Below are 18,451 nucleotides of genomic sequence, written 5' to 3' on the forward strand. Positions count from 1 at the left end.
GCCTCGCGCTTCGTGCTCTACGGGAAGGTGAGCTTGAAGCTGTTGATGTAGCCGGTGTCCTGCGCGGCCACGTCCTGGACCTTGAGCTTCCAGATGCCGTTCGCGGTCTCGGAGGACGCGTTGACGGTGTACGTCTCGACGACGTTGTCCGCCGAGTCGGACCCGCTGGAGTTCTTCAGCCGGTAGGCAGTGCCGTCCGGGGCGATGAGATCGATCACCAGGTCACCGCGCCACGTGTGGACGATGTCCACGGAGGCCTTCAGGGTGCTGGGGGCAGCGCCCGTCTTGGTGGAGGTGACCGAAGAGGTGACCGCGGCGCCGTTGTCCGGAATGGCGACGTCCGTGGTGTTCTCGAACGACGTGCCGGTCTCGCCACCGGGACGCGACCCGACGTTGATGCCCGCCCAGGCGTTGGCGACGGCCTTGTACTCGGCGCTGCTGGTCCCGTACAGCTCACCGGCGACCGCGAGCGTGCCGGTGCGGGCACCCGCGTAGTTGGTCGTCGAGTTGAACTTGGTGGTGAGCGCCTTGAACCAGATCTGCGCGGCCTTCTCGCGGCCGATGCCGGTCACCGGCAGGCCGTCCGAGGTCGGGGAGTCGTAGTTGACGCCGTTGATGGTCTTGGCGCCGCTGCCCTCGGAGAGCATGTAGAACCAGTGGTTCGCCGGGCCCGAGGAGTAGTGGACGTCGATGTTGCCGATGCCGGAGTACCACGCGTCCTTGGACGAGCCGTCCTTGCTCGGCTTGTCCATGTAGCGCAGCGGCGTGCCGTTGCCCCGGATGTCGATCTTCTCGCCGACCAGGTAGTCGCCGACGTCCTTGGGGTTGTTGGCGTTGAACTCGACCGCGGCGGCGAAGATGTCGGACGTCGCCTCGTTGAGGCCGCCGGACTCGCCGCTGTAGATCAGGCCCGCGGTGTTGGAGGTGATGCCGTGCGTCATCTCGTGCGCGGCGACGTCGATCGACGTGAGCGGCTTGGTGTTGTTCGCACCGTCGCCGTACGTCATGCAGAAGCAGGAGTCCGACCAGAAGGCGTTGACGTACGCATTGCCGTAGTGGACCCGGGAGTACGCGCCGACACCGTCACCGCGGATACCGCTGCGGCCGTGCACGTTCTTGAAGTAGTCCCAGGTCAGGCCCGCTCCGTAGGCGGCGTCGGCGCCCGCGGTCTCGGCGTTCTGCGGAGTGCCGTCGCCCCAGATGTCGTCCGGGCCCTGGAAGAGGGTGCCGGTGCCGGAGGTGCCGCGGTTGAGGTTGTACGTCTTGTGATTGCCGCGCCCGGTGTCGGTCAGGGTGTACGACGGCGAAGTGCCCAGCGTCACCTGGCCGCTGTACTGGGTGTTGCCGGTACCCGTCTCGATGGCCTCGCGCTCGAAGAGCTTCTTGCCGGTGGTGGCGTCGGTGACGACGTGCAGCTCGCTCGGCGTGCCGTCGTGCTGGATCCCGCCGACCACGGTCTCGTACGCGAGCGTGGGCTTGCCCTGCGCCAGCCAGATGACCTTGCGGGGCGCGCGCTCCGCCTCGGTCTTCTTCGAACCCTCGGCCCTTGCGGCGCCGAGTGCCTGCTTCTCGGCGACGGCGGGGGCGACGTCGGCGCTCGTGTCGACGTTCTTGAGCTGCGCCTTGGAGGCCTTGATGACGTTCTCGGTCTTGCCGGCCTTCGTCTCGGCGACGATCAGGTCGCCGCCGAGGACGGGGAGTCCGTCGTAGGTGCGCTCGTACCGCGTGTGGGTGGTTCCGTCGCGGTCCTGGACGACGTCGCGGACCCGGAGCTGCTCCTTGGCGCCCAGACCGAGGTCCTTGGCGGTGGCCGCCTTGGTGGCATTGGCCTCGCGTATGAGCTCGGCGCGATGGGCGGGCGAGAGCTTGGCGGGCAGGGCGCCCGGGTTGGGCTTCGTGGCGGCGTTCGAGGACTTGGCCTTGGGCGAAACGGTCCGGGGATCGTCGGCCGATGCTGTGCCGGCCTGTACGCCGACGGTGAGAAGTGCTGCGGCGGTGAGCAGCGCGCCTGTCGCGGTGGCACGACGTCTGGGCGTGGATCTCACGCGAACTCCTTCTGCGAGGGGGGTGGCGGGCAGCTGGGTATGCCGCCCGGGCAGAGCCGGCGGAGCAAGGTGGAGCGCGGAACGGGGGAAGAGTCCCAGGAGTTACGGGGTCCTGTCAGGAGCGTGTCAACAACTTGGCCAGAAATCGTCCGTTGCCCGAATGGTCATGTTCGTTGAGCGGACGGTCGCTTGCGTGTCTCGCGCTGTTCTCCCCCGGGTGGGGGAGACGGATCCCACCGGCGGGGGACGCTGACGGCAGGCGTGGCATCCGAGACTTGAATTCCGGCTGGGGGGAGGGGAATTCGGGTGGAGCGAGAGAGCGTGGCGCCAAGTGAAAGGGGTGAAAGGGGTGAAAGGGGTGAATGAGGTGAAGGATGTGAACCGGGACAGCCGTCGCGGGATCGGTGGGAGCGGGTCGGCCGGGTGGCGGCGTACGGGGCGGCGCTGGCACTGACGCCGTATCTGCTGATCAAAGTGTCGTGGGTGATCGGGGCGCTGCTCGGGCTGGTGCCGCTGAGCGCCGAGTTCGACATGGCGGGCTGGGTGGTGCTCAACGTCGCGACGATCGGGATGGCGGCGACCGGGATCGTGACGGCCCTCGCGCTGGTGCGGCCGTGGGGGATGCGGATACCGGGCGCGGCGGTGGCGTTCTGCACGTGGGTGGGTGCGGGTTTCCTCGTACCGCTGCTGCCGTTCATGATTCTCGGTTCGCTGCTGGGACCGGAAGGCGGGGGTGAGGCCGGTGGCGGCGAGGAGCGGAGCGGCGGTGGGGGTGACGACGGAGCGGTGATGCCGGTCTGGGAGGGGCGGCTGATCCAGTTCGGCTTCGTGGGGATGGGGCTCTGTCTGGCCCTCGCGCTGCCGGCTCACCTGCGGCGGCGGTGGCCGGATGCGTTCGCCGGGCGCGTCGGGGAACGGGAGGGCGGCACGCCTTCGGGGCCGCTGCCGTGGGGCGTCTTCGTCGGCGCCGGACTCGGCGCGGTCTGGCTGTACTGGGCGGTGGGCGGCGCGGCAGGCATCGCGCAGTCGGCGGCACGGGACGCCAACTGGCACCTGCTCACCGGCACCGCAGGGGTCTGCGCGCTCGCGTCGGCCGCCGCCGTCTGGGCCCTCACCCGCGCACGGCCGGCCGGGCTGCCCCGATGGATCCCCATGGCGCTCGGCTGGCTCGGCTCGGGCTCGCTCTTCGCATGGAGTGGCTGGAAACTGCCGTACACGCTCGTTCTGGCGGCGGTGCGCCCGGACGACGTCACCCTGCCGGAGAACCTCGGCGTCGCGGCGGCCTTGCACATCGCCGCGGTGGTGGCGGGCGCGGCGATGCTGCGGGCCATTGTCCGCCCTTCAGGGCAAGGGGCGCTCGCCGTGCGATGAGCCCGGAGCGCGGCTCCCTCGCGCCAAGTCAACACACCTATTCAAGAGGGGAGTTACGCAAGGCTGTCCCGCCACGCACGGTGCAGGTCCGCGAAACGGCCCGCTCCGCCGATCAGCTCGGCAGGGGTGCCGTCCTCGACGATGCGGCCGTGTTCCATGACCAGTACCCGGTCGGCGATCTCCACCGTCGACAGCCGGTGGGCGATCACCACGGCGGTACGGCCGCGCAGCACCGTACGCATTGCACGCTGCACCGCCCGCTCGCCCGGAACGTCCAGGGACGACGTCGCCTCGTCCAGGATCAGCACTGCCGGGTCGGCGAGCAGTGCGCGGGCGAAGGCCACCAACTGGCGCTGTCCCGCCGAGATCCGTCCGCCCCGCTTTCGTACGTCCGTGTCGTAGCCGTCCGGGAGAGAGGTGATGAATTCGTGCGCGCCAATCGCCTTCGCTGCCTGCTCGATGTCGTCGCGGGTGGCGTCCGGGCGGCCGATGGCAATGTTCTCGGCGACCGTGCCGGAGAACAGGAATGCCTCCTGGGTCACCATCACCACCCCGCGCCGCAGTTCGGGAATGGCGAGATCACGCAGGTCCGTGCCGTCGAGCAGCACCCGGCCCTCCGTCGGGTCGTAGAAGCGGGCCAGCAGCTTGGCGAGCGTCGACTTGCCCGCGCCCGTCGAGCCGACGACGGCGACCGTCTGGCCGGCCGGGAGGGTCAGGCCGAAGCGCGGCAGGACCTCGCCGCCGGTGCGGTAGCCGAAGCTGACACGGTCGAAGACGACCTCGCGGCCCGGGTGACCGCTGTCGTGGGCGGGCAGCCGGCGCGGCTCCGCGGGCTCGGGTACGGTCGGCGCCTGCGCGAGCAGGCCCGCGATCTTCTCCAGTGAAGCGGCGGCCGACTGGTACGAGTTGAGGAACATACCGAGCCGGTCGATCGGGTCGTACAACCGCCGCAGATAGAGCACGGAAGCCGCCAGTACACCGAGCGCGAGGCTGCCGTCGGCGACCTGGTAGGCGCCCCACAGCACGATTCCGGCGACAGCGGTGTTGGCGACCAGCCGTGAGCCGACGACGTACTGGGCCATCTCCAGCAGGCCGTCGCCGTTCGTCCGCTCGTGCCGATGGTTGAGCGCGCGGAACTCCGCGTCGTTCGTGCGCTCGCGCCGGAATGCCCGCACCGGGCGGATGCCGTTCATCGTCTCCGCGAACTTCACGATGACGGCGGCGATCGCCGTCGACCGCTTGCTGAAGACGACGGCGACACGGGTCCGGTAGCGGCGGATGAGCAGATACAGCGGCGCGAAGGACAGCACCGCGAGCCCTCCGAGGCCCACATCGAGATACAGCAGCAGCGCGCAGATGTAGACGGACGAGAGGACGACGCCTATCAGCTCGTGCAGGCCGTCGATGAGCAGTTCGCGCAGCGACGCCACATCGGTCGTCGATCGCGAGATCAGCCGTCCGGACGTGTACCGCTCGTGGAAGTCCACGCTCAGTGCCTGCGCATGGCGGAAGATCCTGCCGCGCAGATCGAGGAGTACATCCTGATTGACGCGGGCGGAGACGCGGATGAAGGCGTACTGGAGGAGACCGGCGCCCAGCGAGCACGCCAGATAGCCCGCCGCGACAATGATCAGCGGCCCCATGTCGTCCTGCCGCAGCGCCGGTACGCCGCGGTCGATGGCGTACGCGACGAGCAGCGGGCCGGCCTGCACCGCGGCCTGCTGGAGCAGCAGGATCAGCGTGGCGAACGCGACCCTGCCCCGGCGCGGCCCCAGCAGCGAACGCAGCAGCACGCCGGTCGCGCCTTTGGGCGCGGGCAGCGCATCCCGGTCGAAGGGATCACCGCCGGGCGCCTCTCCCGCTTCCGGTTCGGCGTCGTCGGCCACCCGCCCGTCCACAGTCGTGGTCATGCGTCTTCCCCCTCACTGGTGGCCCCGGACATCAGCCAGGCGTACTCGTCGCTGCTGCGCAGCAGTTCCTGGTGGGTGCCGACGGCGGTGATCCGGCCGCCGGAGAGCAGCGCGACCCGGTCGGCGAGCATCACGGTGGACGGCCGGTGTGCGACGACGAGCGCGGTCGTGTCCTCCAGTACGCGCCGTAGCGCCGCCTCCACCAGCGCCTCCGTATGCACGTCGAGCGCCGAAAGCGGATCGTCGAGCACCAGGAACCGAGGTCTGCCCACCACGGCTCTGGCCAGCGCGAGCCGCTGCCGCTGCCCGCCGGACAGGCTCAGCCCCTGTTCGCCCACCTGGGTGTCGCTGCCCTCGGGCAGTTCGTTCACGAATCGGGCCTGCGCGGTGTCGAGGGCCCGCCGCAGGTCCGCCTCGTCCGCACCGCTGTCGGCGCCCATCAGCACGTTCTCCCCGACGCTTGCCGAAAAGAGCGTGGGCTCCTCGAAGGCGACGGACACCAACTCGCGCAGCCGCTCCCGGGGCATGGCGGTGACGTCCTCGCCGTCGAGCGTGATGCGTCCGGCGCTCACTTCGTGCAGCCGCGGTACGAGCGCGGTGAGCGTCGTCTTGCCGCTGCCGGTGGCGCCGACGAGGGCCAGGGTCTCGCCGGGCCGAATGTGCAGGTCGATGCACGCGAGCACGGGCGGAGTCCCGTCGGCGGCATCGGGATACCGGAACTCGACCCCGTCGAACACGATGCCGCCGCCGGCACGAAGCCCTCCCCGCCCGGCGCCCCCCGGGCCCTTCGCGCGCGGCCGGTCCACCGCCTCACCCACCCCGGAGCCGGCCCCGCTGCCAACCCCAGCCGCCCCGTCCGCCTCCTCCTGCGCGTCCATCACCTCGAAGTACCGCTCCGTCGCCGTCGCCGCGTCCTGGCTGATCGCCAGCAGGAAGCCGATCGAGTCCACCGGCCAGCGCAGCGCCAGCGCCGTCGACAGGAACGCCACCAGCGTGCCTGCCGACAGGGCGCCGTCCGCGACCTGGACCGTGCCGAGGACCAGCGCCGCGCCGATGGCCAGTTCCGGGAGGGTCGTGATCAGGCCCCAAATGCCCGCCAGCAGCCTCGCCTTGACCAGCTCCGTGCCGCGAAGTTTCAGCGAGAGCTCACGGAAGGCGAGGGCCTGGCTGCGGTGCCGGCCGAAGCCCTTGATGATGCGGATGCCGAGCACGCTCTCCTCGACCACGGTCGTCAGATCGCCGACCTGGTCCTGGGAACGCCGCGCCACCAGCGAGTACTTCGACTCGAAGACCGAGCACAGCACCACCAGCGGAATCACCGGCCCGAGCAGCACCAGTCCAAGCACCCACTGCTGCTGAATCAAAATCACGAAACCCACCAGGATCGTGACCCCGTTGACCAGCAGGAACGTCAGCGGAAACGCCAGAAACATCCGCAGCAGCATCAGATCCGTGGTCCCGCGCGACAGCAACTGGCCTGAAGGCCACCGGTCATGGAAGGCAATCGGCAGCCGCTGCAGATGCCGGTACAGATCGGCCCGCATCGCGGCCTCCACCCCCGCCAGCGGCCGCGCCACCAGCCACCGCCGGAGGCCGAAGAGCGCCGCCTCGGCGAGCCCGAGCAGCAGCAGGTACAGAGCGCCCAGCCATACCCCGTCCGGGTCGCCGTCCGCGACCGGACCGTCGACGATCCACTTCAGGACGAGCGGGAAGACGAGGCTGAGGCAGGAGGCCAGTACCGCGACAAATGCGGCACTGACCAGGCGTGTTCGTACCGGCCGTACGTACGGCCACAGACGCAGCAGCGTACGCACGGCCGATCGGTCCTTGGTGGGTGCAGGGGATCCGGTCATCAGGATCGAGCGTACGGTTCACCACTGACAGCGCCACCGGTTAAAAGTCGCCGCCTCCACGTCACGTCCCGACCTTCAGCAGCAGCACCGACCTCGCCGGGAGAGTGATCACCTCGCCCCCCGGATGTACCCTGCCCGGAGCGGCCTCCTGTGCCTCCTCCGACGTGTCGACGACCACCTCGTACACCTCCGCCCACGGCGGGCCCGGCAGCACGAAACTCGCCGGTTGGTCCCCCGCGTGCAAGACGGCCAGGAAGCTGTCGTCCGTCACCTTCGCTCCACGCGCGTCGCGTCCCGGGATGTCGCGCCCGGACAGATACATGCCCAGCGTCGCCGTCGGCGCGTACCAGTCCTGTTCCGTCGTCTCCTCGCCGCGCGCCGTGAACCAGGCCAGGTCCCGCAGCCCGTCCGCCGCCTGCGCCCGGCCCGAGAAGAAGGCGCGGCGCCGCAGCACCGGGTGTTCGTGGCGCAGGGCCAGCAGCCGTGACGTCAGCTCGAACAGATTTCGCCAGCCCGGATCGTCGAGCAGCGACCAGTCGATCCAGCTGATCGCGTTGTCCTGGCAGTACGCGTTGTTGTTGCCGCCCTGGGTACGCCCCATCTCGTCGCCCGCCACCAGCATCGGCACGCCCGTGGACAGCAGCAGCGTCGTCACCAGGTTGCGCAGTTGCTGCCGGCGCAGCGTGTTCACCCGGGCGTCGTCGGTCTCGCCCTCCGCCCCGCAGTTCCACGACCGGTTGTCGTTCGTCCCGTCCCGGTTGGCCTCCTCGTTCGCCTCGTTGTGCTTGTGCTCGTACGACACGAGGTCGCGCAGGGTGAAGCCGTCGTGCGCGGTGACGAAGTTGACGGAGGCGTACGGCCGCCGCCCGCCCCATGCGTAGAGGTCGCTCGACCCGGACAGGCGGTACCCCAGGTCCCGTACGTCCGGCAGAGCGCCCCGCCAGAAGTCCCGTACAGCGTCCCGGTAGCGGTCGTTCCACTCCGTCCAGAGGGGTGGAAACGCGCCCACCTGGTATCCGCCGTTGCCCACGTCCCACGGCTCGGCGATCAGCTTCACGCGCCGCAGCACAGGGTCCTGTGCGATCACCGCCAGGAACGGCGACAGCATGTCGACGTCGTGCATGGAACGGGCCAGCGCCGCCGCCAGGTCGAAGCGGAAGCCGTCCACGCCCATCTCGGTCACCCAGTACCTGAGCGAGTCCGTGATCAGCCGCAGGACGTTCGGCTGTACGACGTGCAGCGTGTTGCCGCAGCCCGTGTAGTCGGCGTACCGACGGGCGTCCGCCTGGAGTCGGTAGTAGCCCCGGTTGTCGATGCCGCGCAGCGACAGCATCGGCCCCAGCTCGCCGGCCTCCGCCGTGTGGTTGTAGACGACGTCGAGGATGACCTCGATGCCGGCCGAGTGCAGGGCCCGCACCATGCGCTTGAACTCCCCGACCTGCTCGCCGCGCGTGCCGCCGGAGGAGTAGCCGGCGTGCGGCGCGAAGTAGCCGATGGAGTTGTAGCCCCAGTAGTTGCGCAGGTCGCGGCGCAGCAGATGGTCCTCGTGGGCGAACTGGTGCACCGGCAGCAGCTCGACCGCCGTCACCCCCAGCCGTACGAGATGCTCGATCGCCGCCGGATGCGCGAGCCCCGCGTACGTACCGCGCAGGGGCTCCGGGATCTCCGGGTGCAGCTTCGTGAAGCCGCGCACATGCAGCTCGTAGATGACCGAATCCGCCCAAGGCGTCTTGGGCCGCCGGTCGTCCACCCAGTCGTCGTCCGGCGCGTCGTCGTGGACCACGACGCCCTTGGGGACGTACGGCGCGGAGTCACGGTCGTCGCGCACCGTGTCGGCGACATGCTGCTGCGGCCAGTCCCTGACGTGCCCGTACACCTCGGCGGGCAGCGTGCTGTAGTCATTTCCCGGGGCGCCGTCCACGGCCCGTGCGTACGGATCGAGGAGCAACTTCGCGTGGTTCCAACGGGCCCCGGTCCAGGGGTCCCAGCGGCCGTGCACGCGGTAGCCGTACCGCTGTCCCGCCCGGACGCCCGGCACGAAGCCGTGCCAGATCTCGTGCGTCAGTTCGGTCAACGGGCAGCGCGTCTCCGCGCCGTTGTCGTCGAAGAGGCACAGCTCGACCGCCTCCGCCCCGCCCGCCCACAGGGCGAAGTTGGTGCCGGCGACCCCGTCGGGTCCGACGCGAAAACGTGCCCCCAGGGGGGTGGGTGCCCCGGGCCATACGGGCGGCCTGCCCGCGTCGGGCCAGGGGCGGTGCCCGTTGACTCCGGACGGGGCGGGCCGCTTGTCCCGCACGGCCTCCCGCACCGCGTCCTGTACTGCCTCCTGCTCGGGTGCGCTGGACACCTGTAAGCCTCCCGCGGCTCGACTGGACCGGCGGATCCTTGAGGCCGTACGGCGTCCCGGCCGCGGTTCCCCTCGCATGGTCCTTCCCACCTGTTCTGCCCGGAACAGCGGTCGTACTCACGTTTCCCCTGGAGGGGGGCGGTCGTTGGGCCGGTCGTGAGAGACGCAGCGAGACGTGCGCGGGCGGCCCTGGCCGCCGCACTGGTTGGGGCAGGACTGATCGCCGGACTGACCGGCTGCACGGTGGGTGGCGGCGGTGACGCGTGGTCCGACGAGAAGCCGCGATCGCCCCGGGACACGATCCGGGTGGTCCCCGAGGACGGGGCGAGGGGGGTCAGGGCCGACAGCCGTGTCGAGGTGAAGGTGGACGACGGGCGGCTGGAACGGGTCACGGTCGTACGCGTCGAGGACGTGGAACAGCAGGAGGTCGAGGGCCGGATCTCGGCGGACGGCCGGTCCTGGGAGCCGCAGGAGAGCGGGCCGCTGCAACTGGCCGCCAAGTACTCGGTCGACGCGGTGGCCGTGGACGGCCGGGGCCGGCGCTCGGCCCGGCACACCTCGTTCACGACGGACGTCCCCCGGCATCGCTTCATCGGCTACTTCAAGCCCGAGAACCGGTCCACTGTCGGCACCGGCATGATCGTCTCGTTCAGCTTCAACCGTGCGGTCGCCGACCGTGCCGCCGTCGAACGCGCCATCAGGATCAGCTCGGAGCCGCCCGTGGAGGTGGCGGGCCACTGGTTCGGCAACCAGCGCCTCGATTTCCGGCCACGCGAATACTGGGCGCCCGGCACCGGCGTCAGCATCGATCTGCGACTGCGCGACGTCCAGGCCGCCCCCGGGGTGTACGGCATCCAGCAGAAGACCGTCGGCTTCACGGTCGGCCGCTCCCAGGTCTCCACGGTGGACGCGGAGGCGCACACCATGGAGGTACGGCGCGACGGCAGGGTACTGGCGAAGGTGCCGGTCAGCGCCGGGGCGCCCAAGACCACGACGTACAACGGAAAGATGGTCGTCACAGAGCTGTACGACGTGACACGGATGGACGGCAGAACGGTCGGCTTCGGCGGTGAGTACGACATTCCGGATGTGCCGCACGCGATGCGGCTGACGGCGTCCGGGACCTTCCTGCACGGCAACTACTGGGCACCCGCGGACACGTTCGGCACGGCCAACACCAGTCACGGCTGCATCGGCCTGCGCGACGAGAAGGGCGGCAGCCCGGACGCCCCGGCGGGCTGGTTCTTCGACCGCACGCTCATCGGCGACGTGGTCGAAGTGGTCAACTCCCGTGACCGAAAGGTCGCTCCCGACAACGGCCTCGGCGGCTGGAACATGGACTGGAACCGCTGGAAGGCCGGTTCCGCCCTCTCGTAACTCCCCCGCTGACCTGCATGGCCCGCACGCATCCCGGATGGACCGGATGAACCGGATGGACGGGATGAACCACTTGGGACCGAACGGTGACATTCATGGGGAGGCCCCGACACGCCCGGTGTGATTATCTATCGCCAGGCGCGCGGTAGCTGCGCGTGGGGGTGCGGGCCATGGCCAGGGCCAGGCCGTGCGAGGGGAGCAACACATTGAACAGGCAGCCGATATCGGGGGCATCGGCCAGATCGCGGCAAGGAAGTCGGCGAGGGCTTGGGGGCACCGCGCTGCCGGCTCTGCTGGCCGCGATGATGGTGCTGGCGACGGCCTGCGGCGGAAGCGATGACTCCGGCTCAGGCGACGGCAAGGGCACGGGCGGCGCCGGGAAGGGCGGCGACACCAAGGCATCGCAGGCCGTGGTGACGATCGCACCCAAGGACGACGCGAAGAACGTCGCCACCAGCGGGGCACTGAAGATCACCGCCGACAAGGGCAAGCTGACGTCCGTCACGGTCGAGGACACCAAGGGCAACGACGTCGAGGGCAGGATCACCGACGGCGGCACCGCCTGGAAGCCGTCGCACCACCTCGGCTCCGCGACCAAGTACAAGGTCCACGCGGTGGCGAAGGACTCCGAGGGCCGCGAGTCCGCGAAGGACACCACCTTCACCACACTCGTCCCGAAGAACACGTTCGTCAGTTACTTCACGCCCGAGGACGGTTCGAAGGTCGGCGTCGGAATGCCGGTCTCGCTCCGCTTCAGCCGCGGCATCACCGAGCCCGAGGACGTCGAGAAGGCCGTCAAGGTGACCGCCGAGCCCTCCGTCCCGATCGAGGGCCACTGGTTCGGCAACGACCGCCTCGACTTCCGTCCCGAGAAGTACTGGGCCGCGGGCACCAAGGTGACGCTGAAGCTCAACCTCGACGGCGTCGAAGGCCGTCCCGGGGTGTACGGCAAGCAGAACAAGACCGTGAAGTTCACCGTTGGCCGCAGCCAGGTCAGCGTCGTGGACGCCGGCGCCCACACGATGACCGTCAAGCGCGACGGCAAGGTCCTCAAGACCATCCCGATCACCGCGGGCGCACCGTCGACCACAACGTACAACGGTCAGATGGTGATCAGCGAGAAGTACAAGGTGACCCGGATGAACGGCGCCACCGTCGGATTCGGCGGCGAGTACGACATCAAGGACGTACCGCACGCGATGCGCCTGTCGAACTCGGGCACCTTCATCCACGGCAACTACTGGGCCGGCGCCGGGACGTTCGGCTCGGCGAATGTCAGCCACGGGTGCGTGGGCCTGCGCGATGTGCGCGGGGCGTACGACAGCAAGGTCCCCGCGGCCTGGTTCTTCGACAACTCGATCCTCGGTGACGTGGTGGTCGTGAAGAACTCCAACGACAAGCAGATCCAGCCGGACAACGGCCTCAACGGCTGGAACATGTCCTGGTCGGAGTGGAAGAAGTAACACTTGCCGTACGTAAACGGGCCCGTGCTGTTGTTCACAGCGGCGGGCCCGTTGTCGTTAGCGCCGGTTAACCTGCTGGGCATGACTGTGAATCTCGAAGTCTCCGAGGGCGTCGGCGTCATCCGCCTCGCACGCCCGCCGATGAACGCACTGGACATCGCCACCCAGGACCGGCTGCGCGAGCTCGCCGAGGAGGCGACCCGGCGCGACGACGTACGTGCCGTGGTCATCTACGGCGGCGAGAAGGTGTTCGCGGCGGGCGCGGACATCAAGGAGATGCAGGCGATGGACCACGCGGCGATGGTCGTACGGTCGAAGGCCCTCCAGGATTCCTTCACCGCCGTGGCCCGCATCCCCAAGCCCGTCGTCGCCGCGATCACCGGCTATGCCCTGGGCGGCGGTTGCGAGCTGGCCCTGTGCGCCGACTTCCGTATCGCCGGGGACAACGCCAAGCTCGGCCAGCCCGAGATCCTGCTCGGCCTCATCCCGGGCGCGGGCGGCACCCAGCGGCTCTCGCGGCTGGTCGGCCCGTCCAAGGCCAAGGACCTCATCTTCACCGGTCGCCATGTGCGGGCCGACGAGGCCCTGACGATCGGCCTCGTCGACCGGGTCGTACCGGCCGACGAGGTGTACGAGCAGGCGCACGCGTGGGCTGCGAAGCTCGCGCACGGGCCCGCGATGGCGCTGCGTGCGGCCAAGGAGTCCATCGACGCGGGGCTGGAGACCGACCTGGACACCGGTCTCACCATCGAACGCAACTGGTTCGCCGGGCTGTTCGCGACCGAGGACCGGGAGCGCGGTATGCGCAGTTTCGTCGAAGAGGGGCCCGGCAAGGCCAAGTTCCTCTGAGCGCGGGTCAGTTGAGGCGCCCTGGCGTACTCCTCCCGGGGCGGATTAACTGAGCCTTAAACCAGCCTGAAGGCAGCCTTGTCCCGGACGCTTTGTGATCATGCGTGAGCGGTGGGTCACCGCAGGTCAGGGGGTCGACGAAGGGTCACGCTGCCTCCGGCATATGCCAAACCGCACCTCTGGACGGGGCGGTTCCGGGGAAGCGAATCCCCCGGAACGGCCCCGGAGGGGGTTCTGGGCGGCCATGATGGGGGACATGGCGGGGCTGGATGGTGTGGAACAGCCGCGGCCGCGCGGGAGCGCGACCGCCGCGCGATGGTCACCGGCCGTCGAGGACGAACAAGCGTTCAAGGCGCTGGAGTTGTTCGGAAATCCGACGGATGAAGAAGTCCGGCTGCCCTCCCGCCCCGAGTCCGCCGCCACCGCCCGTCGGCTCACGCATTGCGTGGTGCTCCGCCAGTGGGGTCTCTCCCCGCAGACCGCCGAGCACGCCGTGCTGCTCGTGTCGGAGCTCGTCGGCAACGCCGTGCGGCACACCGGCGCCCGCGTCTTCGGGCTGCGCATGCTGAGGCGGAGGGGCTGGATGAGGATCGAGGTGCGCGATCCCTCGCGGGGCCTGCCCTGTCTGATGCCCGTACATGAAATGGACACCAGCGGCCGCGGGCTCTTCCTCGTCGACAAACTGTCCGACCGGTGGGGTGTGGACCTGCTCCCGCGCGGCAAGACGACGTGGTTCGAGATGCGCGTGTCGGAGCGCACCGCCGAGCATTGAGCGGCCGGCGCTGAACGGCTGTGCATGCACGAAAGCCCCCTGCGCGCCTTGGTGCGGCACTTCGGGGGCTCTCGTGGAGCGCCGTGGCATGAGGGGTGTAGTCACGGCCGCTTGTAATGACGACCTGGCCCGGGTCAATGGGGGTCGTGGGACCGACTATGGCAGACAGGTGAGCACGGCGCCAAAAGTCCTTACTCACACAAATCTGTACGTAATGGGTACTTCGAATCTGAATCGTAGGTGAGGTGAGCCACTCGCCTGTCAAAGGCTGCATAGTTATGAGACTTTGCGAGTGATTCATTGATCGCCGGGCCCGCCAGGCGGTCTGGTCGGGCGACCCGTGGAGCGCCAAATTGGGTCAATGATTACCTTCTGCTCTCATTCCCCCTTAAATGGGCGCGTGACATCGACAAGCCGCCGCAGCGCGCTGCGCGCGGGAGCAGGAGCGCTGGGGGCGGCCGTCGCGGACACGCTCGCCACCGGGTGCGGCGCCCCCGGAAGTACCGGGGGCGCCGCACCCCCCGCCCCGGCGAAACGGCCCGCAGCGCCCGCGGCCCCCCGCCGGGCTCCCGCTCCCCACCGCTTTCCCGGCCTGCCCGTCCAGATCACCAACGGTCCCCGCGACCGCCCACGGGTCGCCCTCACCTTCCACGGCCAGGGCGACCCGGCCACCGCGAAGGCCGTTCTCGCCGAGGCCGAGCGGGCAGGCGCCCACCTCACCGTCCTCGCGGTCGGCGGCTGGCTCGACACGTATCCGCGGCTCGCGCGCCGCATCCTCGACGGCGGCCACGACCTGGGCAACCACACTCAGCGCCACCTCACCATCTCCGCCATGGGCGAGCGGGAGGCGTACGCCGAGATCACCGGCTGCGCCGACCGCCTGCGCCGGCTCACCGGCTCCATCGGCACCTGGTTCCGCCCGTCGCGCACCCAGTACGCCACTCCGCTCGTCCAGAGGCTGGCGCGTCGGGCCGGTTACCCGCACGTCCTCTCGTACGACGTCGACTCCCTCGACTTCACCTCACCCAGCGCCCGGGCCGTCACCCGCAAGATCACCGGGGAGATCCGCAACGGATCCGTGGTGAGCCTGCACTTCGGCTACGCCGACACGGTCGCCGCTCTGCCCGCCCTCCTCGACGCACTCGACCGCCGCGGCCTGCGCGCGGTGACCACCACGGAGCTGCTGACCCGATGACCACGATCACTCGCCGTACGATCGCGCTGCTCGCCGGCGCCCTTCTCGCCGCCCTCGGGGGCTGCGCCGACCCCGCACCGAAGGGCCGGGCCGACGCGCTCGGCACCAACGGGGCCGCACCGCCCGCCAAGGTGAGAAAGGCCGTCCCGGCCGCCCCGCCAGGACTGCCCGGCATGCCGCCGGTGCTCGACCCCGACGACGTGTACGCGGCGGACCGGCCCAACCAGCTGTCGCCCGTCGTCAAGGACTTCCCGTCCCGGGTCTACGTCCCCAACACCAACTCCAACACGGTGTCGGTGATCGACCCCAGGACGTACAAGGTCATCAAGACCATCCCGGTCGGCGTCCAGCCCCAGCACGTCGTCCCCTCCTGGGACATGAAGACCCTGTGGGTCAACAACAACCGGGGCCACACCCTCACCCCGATCAACCCGGCCACCGGCGCCGTGGGCAAGCCCGTCGAGGTGCACGACCCGTACAACCTCTACTTCACGCCCAACGGCAAGCACGCCGTCGTCATGGCGTCGATGGACCGCGAGCTGGTCTTCCGCGACCCGCACACGATGAACCGCGTCAAGACCGAACCGGTCACCTGCGCGGGCGTCAATCACGCGGACTTCTCGGCCGACGGCCGGTACTTCATCGTCTCCTGCGAGTTCTCCGGCGAGCTGCTCAAGGTCGACACCGAGAAGATGAAGGTCGTCGGGCAGCAGAAGCTTCCGTTCCAGGGCGCGATGCCCCAGGACGTGAAGATCTCGCCCGACGGCAAGACGTTCTACATCGCCGACATGATGGCGCACGGCATGTGGGTCCTGGACGGAAAGAAGTTCACCACCCCGAGGCTGCTGCCCACGGGCAAGGGCTGCCACGGCCTCTACATCAGCCGCGACTCCAGGGAGATGTACGTCTCCAACCGGGGCGAGGGCTCCATCTCCCTCTTCGACTTCAAGGAGAAAAGGCTGACCAAGAAGTGGCACCTGCCGGACGGCGGCAGCCCCGACATGGGCGGGGTCTCGGCCGACGGCAAGGTGTTGTGGCTGTCGGGGCGTTACGACGACGAGGTGTACGCGATCGACACCACCACCGGCAAGCAGCTGGCCCGTATCCCGGTCGGCGGCGGCCCGCACGGCCTGGCGGTCTACCCGCAGCCGGGCCGCTACTCGCTCGGCCACACGGGCATCTTCCGCTGACCGGGCCCCGGAGCCGGACGGGCTGACAGACCAGCCCCTCCGGCTCCGGGCGACCGGCTACCACATCACCGGCAGCCGCTCCGGCAGGCGCTTGATGAAGCCCGTACGCCACACCAGTTGCTCCGTCGGAACCGCCAGCCTCAGCCCCGGCAGCCGCTCCACGAGCACCGCCAGCGCCGCCTCGGCGTGAGCCCGGCCCAGGGCGGACGCCGGACAGAAGTGGCGGCCGCCGCCGAAGGCGAGGTGCGGGTTGTGCTCGCGGTCCAGGTTCAGGTTCTCGGGGTCCTCGAAGACCGCCGGGTCGAAGTTGGCGCCCTCGACCAGCACCAGGACCAGCTCACCCTTGCGGACGAGTACGTCGCCGAGCTGTACGTCGTCGAGAGCGATCCGGGGCAGCCCGTCGCCGATCGACAGGTTCCAGCGCAGCAACTCGTCGACCGCACGCCCCATCCGGTCCGGGTGATCCCGCAGATAGCCGATCAGCTCGGGACGCTGGAGCAGCGCGAGAACGGCGAGCACCAGAAAGGCGGACGTGGAGACCGCACCCGCGCCGAACAGCGAGACGGCTACCGTGCCCAGGACCTCGTCCGTCAGGTGCTCCGAGCCCTCCTCGTCGCGCAGCGCCGCCAATTGCCCGAGCAGGCCCGAGCGTTCGGCAACGGGCGCGTTGAGCCGCTGCACCATGTAGTCGACGTCCTTGTACCAGTTGAGCTGCGAGCCCTCGAAGGCGTGCGCACTGGTCATGAACGCGATGTCCAGGCTCGACATCAGCCGTGGCCAGTCCTCGAACGGCACCCCGAGCACCTTGCAGTGCAGCGCCGCCGAGAAGGGATCGGCGAAACCCGCCCGGAGGTCGACCGGGGGCCCCCAGGCCAGCAGGTCGTCGATCAGCTTGTCGGCCGTGATGCCCAGCCAGCAGTGCAGCCCTTCGCCCGCACGCGGGTTGAGCGCCTTCATCACTGCCCCGCGCAGCCCGGCGCTGTTGATGTTCCCCATGTTGTTGACGACCTCGGGCGGGATGGTCAGCGCGTACTGGCGCGGCACACCGGGGGCGGCCGTGTCCTTGAGGCTGAACCGCTCGTCCTCCAGGACCTGTTTGGCCAGCGGATAACTGCTCACCAGCCACGCGCTGTCGCCGGTGAGCGTGCGCACCCGGGCCACCGGCTGCTGCTCGCGCAGCCAGGAACACTCCTCGGGGAGTACGTCGCCCCGCCGGGAGAACGGGAATTCAAGCAGCTCGTCGGACATCATCCGCAGTCCTTCCGAAGGCGTCGGGTTTTACAACGGCATATGCCTGGTTGCGGGCCGCCCGCAGACCGCCGCCCTTCGCGTAGAGGAGTTCTGTCAGCGGCAGCAGCAGGTGATAGCAGGAAACGGAGGTGGGAACGCCGAGAATTCCGGGAGTGTCCAGGAAGAAGGGAAGCTCTGCGGCGATGTAGTCCAGGCAGGCGGACCGCTGCTCGGCGGTCACGGACTGCCCGTCGGGAAGCTTCGTCGCAAGGAAGTGCTCCACCATCGCGTCGCAGCTCTTGCTGAATTCGTCGTCCGTGGCCAGGAAGTGCCGGACGCGACGGTGCAGCAGTTCGTACACGGCATTGCCGGAGAACTCCGACAGCGCCCGCACACGGACGGCACTGCTCGGTGGTCCTGCCGCCTCGACCCCGGTCAGGACGCGGCGGCGGACCGCCTTGAGGTCCTTGGCCGCGCGCCGGGCGGCATGTTCGCGGTTGTGACCGAGAGATGCGAACATCTCGGCGACGTACAGATCGGCATAGACGAAGTCCACTGCGGTGAATCGCTCGGTGGCCCACCGGGTGAGTTCCGTGATGCGGTTGGCGTTGAAATAACTGTTGCCCGGGGAAACCCCGATGAGGGCGTGATCGCCCTCGGCGCAGATGATTCGGCATTGGGGGGTGTAGGGCTGGATCGTGAATGCGTCAGTTGTGATCGTCACTTTTGGAAACGCCCTTGGCCGCCGCTAGTCCCGACGGAGCCCTGTGCTCCGGGTGTGGCGACGACGCCATGAAGTTATCGTCCGGCGGCGGAGAGTCACGAAGCCAGCCCCCCTGTTTGGCGTGA

General features: G+C 69.4%; 13 protein-coding genes. 7 read left to right on the forward strand and 6 right to left on the reverse strand.

What is annotated here, in order from left to right; translation table 11 throughout:
• Positions 1-17: 17 nt before the first annotated feature.
• Positions 18-2,045: a M4 family metallopeptidase gene (locus tag PXH83_RS21830; RefSeq protein WP_274562169.1), complete on the reverse strand. Its 2,028-nt coding sequence runs from the start codon at positions 2,043-2,045 to the stop codon at positions 18-20.
• 423 nt (positions 2,046-2,468) lie between these two features.
• Here PXH83_RS21830 and PXH83_RS21835 point away from each other — a divergent pair, with 423 nt between their 5' ends.
• Positions 2,469-3,416, forward strand: a complete 948-nt coding sequence (locus PXH83_RS21835; RefSeq protein WP_274562170.1) for a hypothetical protein — start codon at positions 2,469-2,471, stop codon at positions 3,414-3,416.
• A 53-nt stretch (positions 3,417-3,469) separates the two neighbouring features.
• Here the strand turns inward: PXH83_RS21835 and PXH83_RS21840 are convergent, their stop codons facing one another.
• From PXH83_RS21840 to glgX, 3 genes are all read right to left on the reverse strand, one after another.
• Complete coding sequence (locus PXH83_RS21840) at positions 3,470-5,326, reverse strand: ABC transporter ATP-binding protein (protein WP_274562171.1); 1,857 nt, start codon at positions 5,324-5,326, stop codon at positions 3,470-3,472.
• Positions 5,323-7,179, reverse strand: a complete 1,857-nt coding sequence (locus tag PXH83_RS21845; protein WP_274562172.1) for an ABC transporter ATP-binding protein — start codon at positions 7,177-7,179, stop codon at positions 5,323-5,325. The genes PXH83_RS21840 and PXH83_RS21845 overlap by 4 nt, the downstream gene beginning before the upstream one ends.
• A 61-nt stretch (positions 7,180-7,240) precedes the next feature.
• The gene (gene glgX, locus PXH83_RS21850) at positions 7,241-9,526 is read right to left on the reverse strand and encodes a glycogen debranching protein GlgX (RefSeq protein ID WP_274562173.1); all 2,286 of its coding nucleotides are present in this window, start codon (positions 9,524-9,526) and stop codon (positions 7,241-7,243) included.
• A 156-nt stretch (positions 9,527-9,682) separates the two neighbouring features.
• On the opposite strand from glgX, the gene PXH83_RS21855 reads away from it, so the two are divergent.
• The 6 genes from PXH83_RS21855 to PXH83_RS21880 all read left to right on the forward strand — a co-directional run bounded on the left by PXH83_RS21855 (position 9,683) and on the right by PXH83_RS21880 (position 16,372).
• Positions 9,683-10,903, forward strand: coding sequence for a L,D-transpeptidase (locus PXH83_RS21855; protein ID WP_274562175.1), 1,221 nt, complete (start codon positions 9,683-9,685; stop codon positions 10,901-10,903).
• Positions 10,904-11,109: 206 nt separating this feature from the next.
• Positions 11,110-12,366, forward strand: coding sequence for a L,D-transpeptidase (locus tag PXH83_RS21860; RefSeq protein ID WP_274562177.1), 1,257 nt, complete (start codon positions 11,110-11,112; stop codon positions 12,364-12,366).
• An 81-nt stretch (positions 12,367-12,447) separates the two neighbouring features.
• Positions 12,448-13,215, forward strand: a complete 768-nt coding sequence (locus PXH83_RS21865; RefSeq protein WP_274562178.1) for an enoyl-CoA hydratase/isomerase family protein — start codon at positions 12,448-12,450, stop codon at positions 13,213-13,215.
• A gap of 244 nt (positions 13,216-13,459) precedes the next feature.
• A complete protein-coding gene (locus tag PXH83_RS21870; RefSeq protein ID WP_214927338.1) occupies positions 13,460-13,987 on the forward strand; it encodes an ATP-binding protein in 528 nt (175 codons plus the stop codon).
• Between the two features lie 400 nt (positions 13,988-14,387).
• Positions 14,388-15,182, forward strand: coding sequence for a polysaccharide deacetylase family protein (locus PXH83_RS21875; protein WP_420803199.1), 795 nt, complete (start codon positions 14,388-14,390; stop codon positions 15,180-15,182).
• Complete coding sequence (locus tag PXH83_RS21880; RefSeq protein WP_274562180.1) at positions 15,179-16,372, forward strand: YncE family protein; 1,194 nt, start codon at positions 15,179-15,181, stop codon at positions 16,370-16,372. Before PXH83_RS21875 ends, PXH83_RS21880 begins: the two co-directional genes overlap by 4 nt.
• A 57-nt stretch (positions 16,373-16,429) precedes the next feature.
• Here PXH83_RS21880 and PXH83_RS21885 read toward each other — a convergent pair whose 3' ends face one another.
• Both PXH83_RS21885 and PXH83_RS21890 read right to left on the reverse strand, forming a co-directional pair.
• Positions 16,430-17,623: a cytochrome P450 gene (locus tag PXH83_RS21885; protein WP_274562181.1), complete on the reverse strand. Its 1,194-nt coding sequence runs from the start codon at positions 17,621-17,623 to the stop codon at positions 16,430-16,432.
• Positions 17,601-18,326, reverse strand: coding sequence for a tRNA-dependent cyclodipeptide synthase (locus PXH83_RS21890; RefSeq protein WP_274562182.1), 726 nt, complete (start codon positions 18,324-18,326; stop codon positions 17,601-17,603). The genes PXH83_RS21885 and PXH83_RS21890 overlap by 23 nt, the downstream gene beginning before the upstream one ends.
• Positions 18,327-18,451 lie beyond the last annotated feature (125 nt).

Origin of the sequence: Streptomyces spiramyceticus (assembly GCF_028807635.1) — a bacterium.
GTDB classification, from domain to species: domain Bacteria; phylum Actinomycetota; class Actinomycetes; order Streptomycetales; family Streptomycetaceae; genus Streptomyces; species Streptomyces spiramyceticus.